The 16,472-nt window shown below is 72.3% G+C and carries 13 protein-coding genes and 1 riboswitch; of the genes, 2 read left to right on the forward strand and 11 right to left on the reverse strand.

All coding sequences use genetic code 11. The features are described 5' to 3' along the window. Positions 1-136: 136 nt before the first annotated feature. The 9 genes from IF89_RS0130460 to IF89_RS0130500 all read right to left on the reverse strand — a co-directional run bounded on the left by IF89_RS0130460 (position 137) and on the right by IF89_RS0130500 (position 10,855). Entirely contained in the window at positions 137-1,525 is a 1,389-nt protein-coding gene (locus IF89_RS0130460) for an SAM-dependent methyltransferase (protein ID WP_030774902.1), read from the reverse strand. Positions 1,526-1,671: 146 nt separating this feature from the next. Then, positions 1,672-3,057: an NAD(P)/FAD-dependent oxidoreductase gene (locus IF89_RS0130465; RefSeq protein WP_043194616.1), complete on the reverse strand. Its 1,386-nt coding sequence runs from the start codon at positions 3,055-3,057 to the stop codon at positions 1,672-1,674. Positions 3,058-3,539: 482 nt separating this feature from the next. Then, the gene (locus tag IF89_RS0130470) at positions 3,540-4,526 is read right to left on the reverse strand and encodes a Ppx/GppA phosphatase family protein (protein WP_030774904.1); all 987 of its coding nucleotides are present in this window, start codon (positions 4,524-4,526) and stop codon (positions 3,540-3,542) included. After that, the gene (locus IF89_RS0130475; RefSeq protein ID WP_030774906.1) at positions 4,523-5,065 is read right to left on the reverse strand and encodes a DUF501 domain-containing protein; all 543 of its coding nucleotides are present in this window, start codon (positions 5,063-5,065) and stop codon (positions 4,523-4,525) included. The genes IF89_RS0130470 and IF89_RS0130475 overlap by 4 nt, the downstream gene beginning before the upstream one ends. Positions 5,066-5,147: 82 nt before the next feature. Then, positions 5,148-5,636: an FtsB family cell division protein gene (locus tag IF89_RS0130480; RefSeq protein ID WP_030774907.1), complete on the reverse strand. Its 489-nt coding sequence runs from the start codon at positions 5,634-5,636 to the stop codon at positions 5,148-5,150. An 89-nt stretch (positions 5,637-5,725) separates the two neighbouring features. Continuing rightward, positions 5,726-7,012, reverse strand: a complete 1,287-nt coding sequence (gene eno / locus IF89_RS0130485) for a phosphopyruvate hydratase (protein WP_030028493.1) — start codon at positions 7,010-7,012, stop codon at positions 5,726-5,728. A 272-nt stretch (positions 7,013-7,284) separates the two neighbouring features. Continuing rightward, a complete protein-coding gene (locus IF89_RS0130490) occupies positions 7,285-7,989 on the reverse strand; it encodes a transglycosylase family protein (protein ID WP_030774908.1) in 705 nt (234 codons plus the stop codon). A 3-nt stretch (positions 7,990-7,992) separates the two neighbouring features. Next, a riboswitch (cyclic di-AMP (ydaO/yuaA leader) is annotated at positions 7,993-8,162 on the reverse strand. A 277-nt stretch (positions 8,163-8,439) separates the two neighbouring features. After that, the gene (locus IF89_RS49395; protein ID WP_030774909.1) at positions 8,440-9,489 is read right to left on the reverse strand and encodes a transglycosylase family protein; all 1,050 of its coding nucleotides are present in this window, start codon (positions 9,487-9,489) and stop codon (positions 8,440-8,442) included. 103 nt (positions 9,490-9,592) lie between these two features. Then, positions 9,593-10,855 (reverse strand): cytochrome P450 family protein, encoded by a 1,263-nt coding sequence (locus IF89_RS0130500; RefSeq protein ID WP_030774911.1) that lies wholly within the window; start codon positions 10,853-10,855, stop codon positions 9,593-9,595. Between the two features lie 172 nt (positions 10,856-11,027). Between IF89_RS0130500 and IF89_RS0130505 the strand changes: the two genes are divergently transcribed. Continuing rightward, positions 11,028-12,212 carry a globin domain-containing protein gene (locus IF89_RS0130505; protein ID WP_234327921.1) on the forward strand — a complete coding sequence of 395 codons (1,185 nt, stop codon included), beginning with the start codon at positions 11,028-11,030 and terminating at the stop codon, positions 12,210-12,212. 22 nt (positions 12,213-12,234) lie between these two features. On the opposite strand, the gene IF89_RS0130510 is transcribed toward IF89_RS0130505, so the two are convergent. Beyond that, positions 12,235-13,287, reverse strand: coding sequence for a nucleoside triphosphate pyrophosphohydrolase (locus IF89_RS0130510; RefSeq protein WP_051807842.1), 1,053 nt, complete (start codon positions 13,285-13,287; stop codon positions 12,235-12,237). A 28-nt stretch (positions 13,288-13,315) separates the two neighbouring features. Further along, complete coding sequence (locus tag IF89_RS0130515) at positions 13,316-13,936, reverse strand: SurA N-terminal domain-containing protein (RefSeq protein WP_030774915.1); 621 nt, start codon at positions 13,934-13,936, stop codon at positions 13,316-13,318. Between the two features lie 193 nt (positions 13,937-14,129). Here IF89_RS0130515 and IF89_RS0130520 point away from each other — a divergent pair, with 193 nt between their 5' ends. Continuing rightward, complete coding sequence (locus tag IF89_RS0130520) at positions 14,130-16,472, forward strand: YfhO family protein (RefSeq protein WP_030774916.1); 2,343 nt, start codon at positions 14,130-14,132, stop codon at positions 16,470-16,472.

Raw genomic sequence — 16,472 nt, forward strand, 5'->3', positions numbered from 1 at the left:
AAAAACGCTCGGCTGGGAAACCCCAGCCGAGCGTCTGTCTAAACTGCTGGCCACCACACGTCAGTGATCACGTGTTGCGACGACCCCTGGAATCTGCCACATGCCCCGGGGCCCTTCCCGTGGTCCGCAGGAACGATTAGCCCGGCTGCGTTCCCGACCCCCAGGTGCGCGGCCGCAGCGGCAGCCCCGACTCCCCGCGCCCCGCGGACCGCACCGCGAGTACCTGGTTGACGCCCAGGCGGCCCCGTTCGAAGCCGAGCGCGGAGGCGGCCATGTACAGCTGCCAGACCCTGGCCCGGCCGGGCGAGGTGAGGGCGACGGCCTCGTCCCAGTGGTCCTCCAGCCGTGCCACCCAGGCGCGCAGGGTCAGGGCGTAGTGCTCCCGCAGCGCTTCCACGTCGCGGACCTCGAAGCCGGCCCGTTCCAGTTCACCGACCGTGGTGCCGACCGGGGAGAGCTCGCCGTCGGGGAAGACGTAGGCGTCGATGAACTCGTCGACGCGGTAGGCGGATTCGTCGGCCTCCGGAGGGCGGGCGATCTGGTGGTTGAGCAGCCGGCCGCCGGGGCGCAGCAGGGCGTGCAGGGTGCGGGCGTAGTCGCGGTAGCGCTCGGCGCCCACGTGTTCGGCCATGCCGATGGAGGAAATGGCGTCATAGGGGCCGTCCTTGACGTCCCGGTAGTCCTGGATGCGGATCTCGACCAGATCGGTCAGGCCCTCGTCCGCGGCCTTCTTCCGGGCGTACACGGCCTGTTCGCGCGACAGCGTGACGCCGGTGACGCGCGCCCCGTGCGCCCGGGCGGCGTGCAGGGCCATGGAGCCCCAGCCGCAGCCGACGTCGAGGAGCCGGTCCCCCGGTTCCAGGGCGAGTTTGCGGCAGACCAGGTCGAGCTTGTCGTGCTGGGCCTGTTCCAGGGTCGAGCCGGGGGTCCAGTAGGCGCAGGAGTACACCATGGACGGGCCGAGGACCCGCTCGTAGAAGTCGTTTCCGACGTCGTAGTGGTGGCTGACGGCCTGTCGGTCGCGGCCCCGGGTGTGCCGGCTGCCGCCGCGCCGGGCCGCTTCCTCGGGGGGCGGCGGGGGCGCCGGCAGCGGGCGGGCCAGGGTGAGCAGGTCGCGTACGGCGTCCCGCGCGTCGGCGTCGCGCAGCAGCGCGGCGGCGCCTGCTGCGGTGTCCGCGGCCGCCGCGGCGCGCCGGGGCAGGAGCGTGCGCAGCGCGGCCGCGCGGGAGGCGGGCGGGCCGGGCGCGGGCTCCCGCTCCCGCGCCCAGAGCAGGCCCGCCACCCGGTCCAGCAGCTCGAACAGGTCGCCGTCGGCGGTCAGGTCGCCGGCCACCCAGGCCCGGGCGAGGCCCAGTTCGCCGGGCTTCCACAGCATCCGGCGCAGCGCCCGGCGGCTCCGGACGACGAGCACGGGGCCGTCGGGCGGCCCCGCCTCGCTCCCGTCCCAGGCGCGGATGCGCACGGGCAGGGGGCCTTTCAGCAGGGTCTCGGCAAGAGCGGCCAGCCGCGGAGCGGCGTCGGTCATGGCGCACCTCCACAAGGTTCCGACCCCTCCCTCTACCCATCCGCGGCACCGGGTACGCCGAAGGGGCCGCCCGCACCACGGATGGCGGGCGGCCCCTTCGGGGTCGTACCTTCTACCGGCTCAGGAGCCCGGTTCCCGACGCAGGGTCAGGAGGCCTTGGCCTTCTCGGCCGGGGCAGCCGCGGCGGCCGGGGCCGGCGCCGGCTTGGCGGCCTCGTAGAACTCCTCGCGCGGGGTCTCCAGCGCACCGAGGGAGACGACCTCGCGCTTGAGGAACATGCCGAGGGTCCAGTCGGCGAAGACGCGGATCTTGCGGTTCCAGGTCGGCATGGCCATGCCGTGGTAGCCACGGTGCATGTACCAGGCGAGCCGGCCCTTGAGCTTGATCTTCATCTTGCCCATGACGATCATCGCGACGCCCTTGTGGACACCGAGACCCGCCACCGCACCCTTGTTGGAGTGCGCGTACTCGGTCTGCGGGAAGCCGCGCATGCCCGAGATGACGTTGTCGCCGAGGACCTTGGCCTGGCGCAGGGCGTGCTGGGCGTTCGGCGGGCACCAGGCGTTCTCGATGCCGGCCCTGCGGGCGGCCATGTCGGGAACCTGGGCGTTGTCGCCGGCGGTCCAGATGTAGTCCGTGCCCTTGACCTGGAGGGTCGGTTCGGCGTCGACGTGGCCGCGCGGGCCCAGCGGCAGGCCGAAGCGGGCCAGGGCCGGGTTCGGCTTGACGCCGGCGGTCCACACGATGGTGTTGGAGTCGACCTCCAGACCGTTCTTCAGCACCACGTGGCCGTCCACGCAGGAGTCCATGGAGGTGTTGAGGTAGATCTCGATGCCGCGGGACTCGAGGTGCTCCTTGCCCCAGGTGCCCAGCTTGGGCCCGACCTCGGGGAGGATCTTGTCGGCCGCGTCGACCAGGATGAAGCGCATGTCCTCGCGCTTGATCGTGGAGTAGTACTTCGCGGCGTCGCGGGCCATGTCCTCGACCTCGCCGATCGTCTCGGCGCCGGCGAAGCCGCCGCCGACGAAGACGAAGGTGAGGGCCTTGCGGCGGACGTTCTCGTCCGTCGTGGACTCGGCCTTGTCGAGCTGTTCGAGGACGTGGTTGCGCAGGCCGATGCCCTCCTCGACACCCTTCATGCCGATGCCCTGCTCGGCGAGGCCGGGGATCGGGAAGGTGCGGGAGACGGCGCCGAGGGCGATCACCAGGTAGTCGAAGGGCAGCTCGTACGCCTCGCCGACGAGCGGCGTGACGACGGCGACCTTGCGGTCCTGGTCGATGGTGGTGACCCGGCCGGTGAGAACCTCAGCCTTGGGCAGCACGCGTCGCAGCGGGACGACGACGTGCCGCGGCGAGATGCTGCCTGCGGCCACTTCGGGGAGGAAGGGCTGGTAGGTCATGTACGAGCGCGGGTCGACGACCGTGACGGTCGCCTCGCCGTAGCGCATCTTCTTCATGATGCGCTTGGCTGCGTACAGGCCTACGTACCCACCTCCTACAACGAGGATCCTGGGACGCTCCGTGGTGCTCATGAGAACGAGTATCCAGCACCCAATGGGGTGTTGCTCGTGAGCCCCTTCACAAGGAGTCGGGGGGCCTCTGCTACACTCCGCCGCCCACGTGACGGACGTCATGGCACGCAACGGGAACCAAGGGGTGTCAGGAGTCGTTGTTCACCCGTCCTGATCAGGCCTGCAAGGGTGGAAGCGGAGTAGACCACAGGGTTTCGTCCTTACCTCCGACGCGGAACCCGTCGCCTCCGTGGATCGCACGAACGCGCGACAAAAGGGGCCTCGGACCCTCCCCAGGGCCCCGAAGGACCCTTTCCGCGCCCCGGCAGGCGCCTTTTCCTTGTGAAGAACTTCACGAACTTTTTTCGGATCTTGGCGACGCAGGGCCCCCACACCCTGGTTCGAAGGTCGTTCGGCGGATGGACCAGGTGATTGCACCGGTCATCGCGGCCATGACCCGGAACGACGACGGCGCTCCGATCAGCCGACCGGAGCGCCGTCGTTCAGCGGTTCTGCAGTCCAGAACGCCGCTTGTCCGCCTCGGCCTCTTCCGCGGTCTTGATCGCGATGCCGTCGAGGATGTCGTGCTCCGACACCACGACCTCCGAGGCGCCGGTGCGCTCCATGACGGCCAGCAGGACCAGCGCGCCCGCGCCGATCACGTCCACCCGGCCCGGGTGCATCACGGGGATCGCCGCGCGCTCGTCGTGCGTGGCCGTCAGCATCCGCCCGGTGATCTCGCGGACCTGCTCGTAGGAGATCCGGGAGTGGTGGATCTGTGACGACCGGTACTCGGGCAGGCCCAGCGCGATTCCCGCGATGGTGGTCACCGACCCCGCCAGGCCCACCAGGGTGCGCGCCTCGGCCAGCGGGACGGTCTCGGACGCCAGGTCCAGTGCGGCCTCGATGTCGGCGCGGACGGCCGCGACCTGCTCCTCGGTCGGCGGGTCGCTGACGGCCCCGTCCACCACCAGGTGGCGCTCGGTCATCCGGACGCAGCCGACGTCGACGGAGCGGGCGGCCTGCACGCGGTCGTCGCCGACCACGAACTCCGTGGAGCCGCCGCCGATGTCGACGACCAGGAACGGCCGTTCCAGGTGCTCGTGCGCGGCCAGCTCCCGGGTGGCGCCGGTGAAGGAGAACTCCGCCTCCTGGTCGCCGGAGATCACCTCGGGCTCGACGCCGAGGATCTCCACGACGCCGCGGACGAAGTCGTCGCGGTTCTCGGCGTCGCGGGAGGCGGAGGTCGCCACGAAGCGCACCCGCTCCGCGCCGAACTCCTCGATGACCGCCGCGTAGTCGCGGCAGGCGGCGAAGGTGCGCTCCAGCGCCTCCGGGGCCAGGCGCCCGGTCCGGTCGACGCCCTGGCCGAGGCGGACGACGGTCATCCGCCGGTCCAGTTCGGTCAGCTCGCCCGTGGCGGGGTCCCAGTCGGCGACGAGCAGGCGAATGGAGTTCGTACCGCAGTCGATGCCCGCGACCCGGGTCACTCGGCCTCCTCCGCCTTCTTCTCGCCGCACGGGGTGACGCAGGCGCCCTTGGCCCACCACTCGGGCAGCATGGCGAGGGCCTCGTCGCCGAACGGGTTCACGCCGGGGCCGGCGGCCAGGGAGTGGCCGACGAGGACGTGCAGGCACTTGACGCGGTCCGGCATCCCGCCGGCGCTCGGGAATCCCTGGAGCACCTCGATGGCGTCGCGGCGGCGGATGTAGTCCTCGTGCGCGGCCCGGTAGGCGGCGGCGAGCTCCGGGTCCTCGGCGAGCCGGGCCTGCATCTCCTTCATCACGCCGTTGGCCTCCAGCGTGCCGATGGCGGATGCCGCGCGCGGGCACGTCAGGTAGTACAGCGTGGGGAAGGGGGTGCCGTCGGGAAGCCGCGGCGCGGTCTCGACGACATCGGGCTGCCCGCAGGGGCAGCGGTGCGCGATGGCGCGCAGTCCGCGCGGCGGGCGGCCGAGCTGCTGCTCGAACGCCTCGATGTCCGCGTCGGTCGGCTCGGTCCGGTCGGTCTGGGGCGGGGGCGTCTGCATGCCTGAGGGAAGTCTCTTCGTTCTCGTGGATGGGTGCTGCGGTGGTGCGGTGGTGCGGTCCTGCGGTGGTGCGGTCGCGTGCTCAGTCGCCGGGACGGTCGGCCTTGTCGACGCCGTCCCAGACGTTGGAGTACCAGGGCCGGTCGGAGCCGGCCTGGCCGGTCCGGTGCGGCTCCGGGGGCCGGGCCCCCGGGTCGCTCATGATGTAGCCGACCTCGCCCGGGCGCAGGAAGTGCAGGTGCTTGCGCGCCTGCTGCTCCGCGTAGGCGTCGTCCTGCCAGCGGGCCTTCTCGTCGCGCAGCCGCTCCAGCCGGTCCCGCGCCGCCGCGGCGGCGCGCTGCTGCGCCTCGATCTCCGAGCGCTGGGAGACGTACTGGCGCATTGGATACGCGAGGGCGACGACCAGCGTACAGAGCACGAGGACCAGGAGCGCGGCCCTGCCGGTGAGGCGGCTGCGGCGCACCTGGCGGCGCGACTGCGAGCGGTAGACGTGGGCCGCGGTCCGCTCACCGAGCTGCTTGAGCCGCGTGGCCGTGGAGAAGGTGGAGAACCGATCCCGGTTCCCGGCCATGGGTCCGCCTCCCCTTCGTGCGCACTACGCAATACGTCCCCGCACACGGTACGGGACCGAGTGCGGGGACGTACGGAGGCAGAGCGCGATTAGCCCTTGAAGCGCGGGAAGGCGCTGCGGCCCGCGTACACGGCGGCGTCGTCGAGGATCTCCTCGATGCGCAGCAGCTGGTTGTACTTGGCGACGCGGTCCGAGCGGGCCGGGGCACCGGTCTTGATCTGACCGCAGTTCACGGCGACGGCGAGGTCGGCGATGGTGACGTCCTCGGTCTCGCCGGAGCGGTGGGACATCATGCACTTGAAGCCGTTGCGCTGGGCCATCTCGACGGCGTCGAGGGTCTCGGTCAGCGAGCCGATCTGGTTCACCTTCACGAGCAGGGCGTTCGCGGAGCCCTCCTCGATGCCGCGGGCCAGGCGCTCGGGGTTGGTGACGAAGAGGTCGTCGCCGACGATCTGGACCTTGGCGCCCAGGCGGTCGGTGATGGTCTTCCAGCCGGCCCAGTCGTCCTCGAACAGCGGGTCCTCGATGGAGACGAGCGGGTACGCCTCGACGAGCTCGGCGTAGTAGTCGGTCATCTCGGCGGCCGAGCGGGACTGGCCCTCGAACTCGTACTTGCCGTCCTTGTAGAACTCGGACGCGGCGACGTCGAGCGCGAGCGCGATGTCCTTGCCCGGGGTGTAGCCGGCCTGCTTGATGGCCTCGATGATGAGGTCGAGCGCGGCGCGGTTGGACTCCAGGTTCGGGGCGAAGCCGCCCTCGTCGCCGAGGCCGGTGGACAGGCCCTTGGTGTGGAGAACCTTCTTGAGGGTGTGGTAGACCTCGGCACCCCAGCGCAGCGCCTCGGAGAAGGACTCCGCGCCGATCGGGGCGATCATGAACTCCTGGATGTCCACGTTGGAGTCGGCGTGCGACCCACCGTTGAGGATGTTCATCATCGGAACGGGCAGCAGGTGCGCGTTCGGGCCGCCGAGGTAGCGGAAGAGCGGCAGGTCCGAGGCCTCGGACGCGGCGTGGGCGACGGCGAGGGACACGCCGAGGATGGCGTTGGCGCCGAGGGAGCCCTTGTTGTCGGTGGCGTCCAGGTCGAACATGGCCTGGTCGATCAGGCGCTGCTCGGTGGCGTCGTAGCCGACGAGCTCCGGGCCGATCTGCTCGATGACGGCGAGGACGGCCTTCTCGACGCCCTTGCCCATGTAACGGTTGGGGTCACCGTCACGGAGCTCGATGGCCTCGAAGGCACCGGTGGAGGCGCCGGACGGAACGGCAGCACGGCCGGTGCTGCCGTCGTCGAGGCCCACCTCGACCTCGACCGTGGGGTTGCCTCGGGAGTCCAGGATTTCCCGGGCTACGACGACGTCGATGGACGGCACGAGCATCTCCTTCTGGGATGTGACGCTGGGTGTGCGGTGGCGTCAGGCCGTGGGACGGCCTGGCCGACTAGAGCCTAACCGGATCCGGGCACTCACCCTGCCGACCGCCCGGGTCCTGGGACGAAAAAGGGCCCGAATACCCCTCTTCCAGGACATAGAGCCCCGGGGGGCGGGCGTTCTGCCGCCGCGCACACCACCGCCCGGCGCGTGGAGGGAAGGGCGCCGGGCGGTGGGAATTCTGCGCTGTGCGTACGCTTTTGCGGCTATTGCCGCAGCGGTCAGCTGAGCTTCAGCTTCTGACCCGGGAAGATCAGGTCGGCGTCCGAGACGATGTCCTTGTTCAGCTCGAAGAGCTGCTGCCAGCCGCCCTTGACGCCGTTGGCCTCGGCGATGGTGCCCAGGGTGTCGCCGGCCTTGACCTCGTACGAGCCGTTGCCGGTCTTCGGCGCGGCGGGGGCCTCGGTGCGCTCGGAGCGGGTGACCGGGGCCTCGGCGCGCTTGGTCTCCTTCTTCGGCGCGACCTTGGTCTCGGTCTTCTTGGTCTCGGTCTTCTTCGTCTCGCTCTTGGGCTTGGTGGAGGCCGGGGCCTCGGAGGAGCCGCCGCCGTACGAGGAGTTCGACAGGCCCTTGCCGCAGTGCGGCCAGGCACCCTTGCCCTGCTTCTTCAGGACCTTCTCGGCCACGGCTATCTGCTGCGCCTTGGAGGCCTGGTTGGCCTGCGCGGCGTAGGACTTGCCGCCGAAGGCGGCCCACGTGGAGGACGAGAACTGCAGCCCGCCGTAGTAGCCGTTGCCCGTGTTGATGGACCAGTTGCCACCCGACTCGCACTGCGCGACCTTGTCCCACTCGGACGCGGTGGCGGCGCTGGCGGCGCCCGCGGTCATCAGGGGGGCGGCGACGGCCACACCGGCGACACCGGCGAGCGTGACGATGCGGACGGCCTTGGAGCCGCGACGGTGCTTGCCCTTGCCGGAAAGCAGCATGAGGTTTCTCCTCACCGACGCCTACGAGGTGAGCTGTCGGGTTCGGGCCTGTGAGTGCCCGGCGGCGCGATCCCTCGCACCGCTTAACCCCAAGCCGCTTGCGCCCGTCTCTCAACGGCCGCTTGCGGCACCTACCTTGGTTCCCCCGCTCCTGCCTTCGGCGCTTGACGCGACGACTTCCCTCCGTCCGCCGGCAGGATTCGGCGATGCGGTCGAAGGAGCCCGCGGTGGCGGGCGAATCCGAAGGTAGACACAGCTCTCCCCGATGTTCAACGAGGAACATCGGGGAGAAAGGGTCCCTACTTGCGCTGTCCGCAGGGGCGTTTGCGCAGGTGAGAACGGGGTTTGCGGAAGGCCCCGGACGGGACACGCCAGTTGACCGGAAGAGACACATGTCTCACTTGCAGAAAACACACAATCAAGTCTTTCCGGACGAACCAACTGTCCTTATTACGTGGTTAGATCCAGGTTCTGGCCCGGCTTGATCAGGTCGGCGTTCTCGCCGATGACCTGCTCGTTGGCCGCGTAGAGCCCGCTCCAGCCACCCTTCACTCCCTTGGCATCCGCGATGGTCGCCAGGCTGTCGCCCGCCTGCACCGTGTAGACGGGGGCCGGCGCGGCACCGGACGGGCCGCTCTCCTCCGGGGCGGGCGCACCGCGGTGCTTGCCGTTGCCCTCGGCGGGAGTGGCGCCCGGCGCCGCCGGGGTCGCCGGGGCGGTCGGCACCGTGGGGGCCGTCGGGTCGACCGGGGACGGGCTCGGGTCCACCGGCGGGGTCGTGGGCGTCGTCGGCACCGCCGGGTCCGTCGGGAGGGCCGGGGCCGTCGGGTCGGTCGGGCCGACCGGCGGAGCCGTCGGGTCGGTCGGCGCGACCGGGGTGCCCGGGTCGGCCGGAGGCGTCGTGGGGACGTCGGGGGCGGGCATGACGGGCAGTCCGAGGGAGGGCGCGTCGGGAATCAGGAACGGCGAGCCCGAGGGGCTCGGGGTCTCCTCGGTCGAGAGCCCGAAGTCCGTGGCGGGCTTGTCGCCCTTGGTGGACGGCACCGTGTCGTCCGGGCGGGACGGCGCGGGACCCACCGCGGTGGGGCTGCCCGGCAGACCGGGGTCGACGGTGGCGGCCGGACCCTGCTGGTCCAGTCCGGCCGAGGCCGCGCACAGCGGCCAGGCCTGCGGACCCTGCGAGGCCAGCACCCGCTCGGCCACCGCTATCTGCTGCGAGCGGCTCGCGAGGTCGGCCCGCTCGGCGAAGTCGAGGCCGCCGGCGTTCTGCCACTGCTCCTGGGTGAACTGCAGGCCGCCGTACGCGCCGCTGCCGAAGTTGGCACTCCAGACGCCGCCGCTCTCGCACTCGGCCACCTTGTCCCAGGTGGCGGTTTCGGCTGCGGTGGCGCTGGTCGCCGCGAGCAGCGGCATGGCCAGCGCGGAGCCAGTGACTCCGGCTGTGACTACCAGCGCGGGGACCTGGCGGGGTCGTCTGTGACGGCCGTTCCCGGAGAGCATGGAGGATCACCTTTCGCATAACAGCGGGGTAACGGCAGAACCTAGCGGCCTTCGAACGATTGTCACAAGTTCAAGCAGGATCTGACTTTTCATCAGACCTTGCTCAAGTGTTTTGAGCCGTGAAGCGAACGGGAAGAGTACGTAGCCCTCGCATGATCAACCCCCCACGCCAGCGCAGCTCTTGGGGCGGAACGGCGAGTTCCAGGTCGGGCAGGCGCGTCAGCAGGGTCGCGAGGGCGGTCTGCCCTTCGAGCCGGGCCAGCGGGGCGCCCAGGCAGTAGTGGATGCCGTGCCCGTAGCCGAGGTGCTGGTTGTCGGTGCGGGAGAGGTCGAGGGTGTCCGGGTCGGGGAACCGCTCGGGGTCCCGGTCGGCGGCCGCGAGGACGACCAGGACGGGGTCGCCGGTCTCGACCCGCCGGCCGCCGAGGGTCAGCGGCTCGGTGGCGAACCGCCACGTCGCCAGCTCCACGGGGCCGTCGTAGCGCAGGAGTTCCTCGATGCCGCCGGCGAGCAGCCCGCTCTCCCCGGCGGCCAGGGAGCGTTGCAGGCGCTCACGCTGGACGGGGTTCATGAAGAGGGAGTGCACGCCGTTGCCGATGAGGTTCACGGTCGTCTCGAAGCCTGCGAAGAGCAGGATGAAGGCCATCGCTGTGGCCTCACCCTCCGTCAGGTGGTCGCCGTGGTCGCTGGCCCGGATCAGGTCGGAGATCAGGTCGTCGCCCAGGTCATCCCTTTTGCGGTGGATGAGCTCACCGAGATAGGTCCGCATCTGCTTCACGGACCGGGCGACCCCGCCCCGCGGGCCGCCTCCGTGGCGGATCATCATCCCGGCCCAGTCGCGGAAGTCGTCCTGGTCCTCCCGCGGTACCCCGAGCATCTCGCAGATGGCGTAGATGGGAAGCGGGAACGCGAACTCGTGGATGAGGTCCGCCTCCCCCCTTCGCGCGAACCGGTCGATCAGGTCGTCGGTGAGCGCCTGCACCCGCGGGGTGAACTCGGCGACCCTGCGCGGGGTGAACGCCTTCGACACCAGACGCCGCAGCCGGGTGTGGTCGGGCGGGTCGATGTTCAGCAGATGCGTCATCAGCTCCGCCTTGCGCTCCCCCGGGATCCCGGTCTTCCCCTTGGCGTGCGCGGGCTCCGCGTGGTGCGCCGGATTCTTGCTGAGCCGCTGGTCGGCGAGGGCCTGCCGGGCGTCCGCGTAGCGGGTGACGAGCCAGGCCTCGACCCCGCTGGGGAGCTTCGTGCGGTGCACCGGGGAGTGCTCGCGCAGCCATGCGTAGGCCGGGTAGGGGTCGGTCGCGAACTCCCACGTGAAGAGTTCGGGCGCCGAGCCGACGGGGGGAGTGGACGACTGATCGTGCATGTCCCCGACAGTAGCCGCCGGGCACCGGCGGGCCGGCGCGGGCCGCGGCCCGCCATCCCATATGACTGCTTCGCCGGGGCTGTCCGTAGATCGGACAAGGCTTGACCCCGCCCCGTGCGGCACTCCTACTTTCACCCGTGTGGATGTGAGGATCTTGAAAAGCAGTTTCGCAGTGGTGGAAAGGCGGGCCGAGCACGCGGTCAAGTTCTTCTACTCGCACCTGTTCTGGCACAACCCCGGAGTCCGCGACCTCTTCCCGGCCTCCGCCGAGGACATGGAACGCCAGCGGGACCGGCTGTTCGCCGCGCTCACCCACGTGGTCTCGCGTCTCGACGACGAGGCCCTCGGCCCCTACCTGCACGACCTGGGCCGCGACCACCGCAAGTTCCTGGTCCGGCCGGAGCACTACGCGGTCGTGGGCGCCAGCCTGCTCGCCGCGCTCGCCGCGACCTCCGGCGACGCCTGGACCCCGCAGGTGGAGAAGGCCTGGACCGAGGCCTACCAGCTGATCGCCGACGCCATGCTCGCCGGGGCCGACGCGAGCGAGGACCCCCCGTGGTGGGACGCCGAGGTCGTGCGCCACCTGCAGTACGGGCAGGACATCGCCGTGCTGACCCTGCGGCCGCACGCGCCCTTCCCCCACCTGCCCGGCCAGTACACGAGCGTGAGCACGCCGCGGGTCCCCCGGACCTGGCGCACATACTCCCTCGGCAACGCCCCCCGCCCCGACGGCACGGTCGACCTGCACGTCAGCCGGATCGAGGGCGGACGGCTCAGTACCGCCCTGGTCCGCGAGACGCAGCCCGGCGACGTCCTCAAGCTCGGTGCCGCCGGCGGGCGGCTGACCTTCCGCCGCTGCGACCGCCCCGCCAGTCTGATCGCCGCCGGCACCGGCTGGGCCCCGATCCGGGCCCTGCTGGAGGACCTCGCGGACCGGCCCCCGGACCAGGACGTACGGCTCTTCGTGGTGGCCCGGGACGGCGCCCACCTCTACGACCGTCCCCTCATCGACGCCTACGCCGCCTCCTGCAGCTGGCTCGACGTCACCTACATCACGCCCGCCCCCGGCCGGCACCGCAACGAGGCCACCGACCGCCTCGCGACCGCACTGTGCAACCGGGGTCTGTGGCCCGACCAGGACGTCTACCTCAGCGGGCCACCGCAGTTCATCGACGAGACCGCGCGGCTGCTGGAGGAGCTCGGCGCCCGTCCCGGCCGCCTCTTCCACGACTGCCTGCCCGCCGCTGACCCCGGCCACGGGGCGGGCGGCCGCCCGCTGGGCTTCGCCGAATGGCTGCTGAACCGCCCGGCACCGCACTGGCACGACCCTTCGGCACGCGCCCCCCGGGAGCACTGACGGCACAAGCGCCCGTGAGGGCCTACTCGGTGGCGGCCGCCACGCCCTCGGCCGTACGGATCGCGTCCCGGTAGACGCGGGCCGCCGCGCGCAGGGCGGTCTCGGGGTCGACCCCCTCCGCCTCGGCGCGCGCCGCCAGCGCCAGCAGCTCGTAGCCGATGCCGGCGCCGCGGGGCAGCTCCACGTCCAGCCCTGCCGTACGGACCCGGCCGGCGAGCTTGGCCGCGAGCGCCAGGCCCGGCTGGCCCACCGGGATCCCGTCGGTCACCGACTCCCGGCGCTTCTCGACGGCCTTGGTGCGCTGCCAGTGCGCGTGGACGTCCTCCGGGGTCTCGGCCTCGGCATCGCCGAAGACGTGCGGGTGCCGGTGGATCAGCTTCTGCACGAGGGCTCCGGCGACGTCGTCGATGGAGAAGGCCCCCAGGCCCTGACTGCCGTCCTCCTCCTCGCCGCCGGCCTCGTCGGCCGCGTCGGCCGGGACGCCCTCCTCGGCGATCCGGGCGTGGAAGACCACTTGGAGCAGGACGTCGCCGAGTTCCTCGCGCAGCTCCTCCCGGTCCCCGTCCTCGATCGCCTCGACGAGCTCGTACGCCTCCTCGATCGCGTACTTGGCCAGGCCCCGGTGGGTCTGCCGGGAGGTCCACGGGCACTCGCGCCGGACCCGGTCCATCACCTGGACCAGGTCGAGCAGGCGGGCACCCGGCAGGTCGTACGAGCCGGGCAGCAGTTCCAGGTCGGGCATGGAGACCCGGCCGGAGCCGGCCAGCCGGGCCAGTGCGTCGGTGAGCCGCCGGTCGCCCTCCCCGGCCGGGAGGACCACCACCGTGCGGCCGCCCGCGCAGGCGTCGACCAGCTCGTGCGCGTCCGGGGCCGCGTGCTCCACCCGGACGCCCGCCTCCGCCAGGTACGGCAGCTGCGGGTGGCCGGGGTCGGCGCACAGGACCCGGTCCGCGGCGTGCAGGGTCTGCCACGCCGGCCAGGACAGCACCCCGGGCGCGACCCGGTGGCTGGTGGTCAGCAGGACGATACGGCCGGTGGCCCCGGCCGCGGCGGTGGTCTGGGAGTGCTCGCTCACCCTGCGAACCTACCCCCGCCGCAGGGCCTCAGGCTCCGGCGGGTGCCTGTTCGGGACGCGTCCGCTGGGTGATCCACGGCGTCTGCACCGGGCCGAGCCCGACCTGCTGGGCGTCCCAGGCGCCGTAGCGCGGGTTCACCTCGATGTTCAATGCCTTCGACGCCGCGGCGAGCGGCTCGATGATCTTGTCCTCGCCGTAGCGCTCGCTCAGCTTGCCGAGCAGCAGCTGGAAGCGCACCTCCTCGTCGATCTGCCCGGCAGCGAGCGGGACCCGGCCCTGCAGGGCCGCCTGCTCCAGTGCCTCCGCGCCCCTGCCGCCCTCCTGAGCGGTGCGGGCCTCCTCGATCTCCTTCGTCGTGACCGCGATGCCCGCGTCCTTCGCGGCCCGCTCCAGCACCCGCAGCTGGATCATCTTGCCGAGCTTGATCCGTTCCAGCTGCGGGGTGTTGGAGATGAGCGTCGCGGCGTGCTCGGAACGGTTCTGAGCGGCCCGGACGTCGCCCACCTGTTGCTGGAGCGCGGTGGTGGTGATCCGTTCCCCGCCGACGACGGCCGCGGTGCCGGGCCGGGTCCCGCCCGAGCAGGCGGACAGCAGGGGCGCCGCCAGAAGCAGGGCGGCGGAGACGGAGAGCGCAGTGCGACGGTGCAAAGGAGCCTCCAGGGCCGGGAGATTGTGCGTCAATGCACAAGGGCCGTGCGGTGATCGATGGTATGCAGTAAGGGTGGCCCGGGCCACCGGTTCGACCAACGATTCGCGGGGTGTCCGGGGTACGTGTCTGTTCGTGTCGCGGCCACTGCCCGGCCACCCGAGGTTCCTCCGGCGCTGCCAGGGTCGGCCCACCATGTCGACACCGCACCGCTCGCCGCGCCGCCGCAGTCTGTCCGGTGCGGCGCTCGCCGCCCTGCTCGCGGCGGTGGCCGTGTGCGCCGGGGACGCCGCCGCCCGCGTCTTCCCGTACGGACCGCGCCACCGCAGCGTCAACGATCTCGGCAACCAGTTCGTACCCTTCCACGCACACCTGTGGGACCTGCTGCACGGCCGCGCACGGGGCGGCCTGCTGTTCAACTGGCAGTCCGGCTACGGCACGAGCTTCCTGCCCGACCTCGGCACCTACCTGACCAGCCCGTTCTCCGTACTCGTCGCCGTCTTCCCGCGCGCCGACATCGACCTGGCCGTGTACGCCGTCACCGTGCTGAAGACGGCGGCCGCGGCGGCGGCCATGGCCTGGCTGCTGCGCACCGTGCACCGCGGGCCGTGGTGGGCGGCCGGACTGCTCGGGGCCTCGTACGCGCTGTGCGGCTGGTCGGTGATCGAGGCCTCCTACAACCCGATGTGGCTGGACGGGCTGATCGCCCTCCCCCTCCTGTGCCTCACCGGGGAGTGGGCCCTGCGCGGGCGGCGGGTGCTCCTCGCGCCGCCGGTCGTGGCGGTCTGCTGGACGGCGAACTTCTACACCGCGTACATGGCGACCCTGGGCGCCGCCCTGGTGCTGCTGGTACGGGTGGTGCTGACCCGGGAGGGCCTGCGGGCCCGCACCGCGGTGGTCGCACGGGCCGCCGGGACCACCCTGCTGGGCATCGCGCTGGCCGCGCCGGTCCTGCTGCCGCTGTTCCTCAGCTCGGGCCGGGCCCACCCGGGGTGGGCCAGGGAGTTCCGGCCGGTGTCCTGGGCGGACCTCTTCGCACGGCTGCTGCCGGGGACGTACTCCTTCTCCTCCCCCGCCGTCTTCGTGGGCACCGGCACACTGCTGCTGCTCGCCGCGCTGCCCTTCCGGCGGGAGCTGCCGCTGCGCGACCGGCTGGGGTGGACGGGCCTGACGGCGGCCGTGGCACTGTCCCTCCAGTGGGCCCCGACCCATCTGGCCTGGCACCTGTTCGCCACCCCGAACGGCAGCCCCTACCGGCAGACCTTCGTCCTCGCCGGGATCGCCGTCATCGCCGCCTGGACCGCACTGGAGCGCGGCCTGCCCGGGCCGCGGGCGCTGGCCGCGGGGACGGCCGTCCTCGCGGCCGCCGCCCTGGGGGCGCACGGGAGCACGCTGGCCACGCGGTGGAGCCTCGCGCTGTTCGCGGGCGGCCTGGCACTGGCCGGCACCGCCTGGTGGGTGCTGCGCCGGCGCCGCCTGCTCCTCCCGGCGGCCGGACTGCTGGCCCTGGTGCTGCTCGCCCAGGCGGCGGCGACCACCGCCTTCGGCCACCGGGGCAAACTGGGCGGCCTCGACGACTACCCCTCCTGGGGGGCGGACCACACCGGGCGCGCCCGGGCCCTGGCGGCCGCCGACGGCTGGCCGGCGTACCGCACCGACCCGAGCCGGCCCGCCCTGTCGGGCAACGACCCGATGCTGCTGGGCGGGCAGGGCGGCTCCTACTACAGCAGCCACACCCCCGAGGTGTTCACGCGGACGATGGTGGCGCTCGGCGCCGGCTGGACCTCGCGCGGCCGCAACGTCCAGAGCCTCGACAACCCGGTGACGGACGCCGTCTTCGCGGTCGGAGCCCGCCTGCGGCCGGACGGCTCGGTGCTGCGCGCCGACGTGCCGCCGCTGGTGACGACCCGTCCGCCGGGCGCGGCCGCCTCCTACGGCGACTCGCCCTTCGCCAACCAGGAGCTGCTGCTGGGCGCCCGCGTGTACGAGGACCCGCACGCCCCCGGGGTGTGCCGTGCGGGCACCGAGGCCTACCTGTGGGCGCCGGAGTACAACGCCACGGCCCGCCTCGCCGACGGGCCGGTGTTCCGCCTGAACGGGGGCGCTCCCCGCAACCGGGCGGCCCTGCAGCCGATGGGCGTCTCCCGGGGCGCGTCGTCGGCGCTGGTCTTCGACGCCGACCCACCGCCCCGCTGGACCCTGGCCTGCCTGGACCGGAGCCGTCTGGACGCGGCGGTGGCCGCTCTGCGGGCGACGGCCGCGACCTCGGTCCGGGTCGGCTCCTCGGGGGTCGGGGCCGTGCTGCCCGCGGGCAGCACGGGCACGGCGGTCGTCTCGGTCCCCGCGATCGCCGGCTGGACCTGCAACGGCCGTCCCGCCTCGGACCACCTGGGGCTGGTCGCGGTCCCGCTGGCGCCCGGCACCACACGGGTCGCCTGTTCCTTCCGCCCGCCGGGGCTGCGGCCCGGGCTGGCGGTCGCCGCGGCCGCCCTCGCCCTGCTGGCCGTCACCGCCGCCGGCGCACGCCGGCGCCGCTGA

Origin of the sequence: Streptomyces sp. NRRL F-2664 (assembly GCF_000719345.1) — a bacterium.
Lineage (GTDB): Bacteria > Actinomycetota > Actinomycetes > Streptomycetales > Streptomycetaceae > Streptomyces.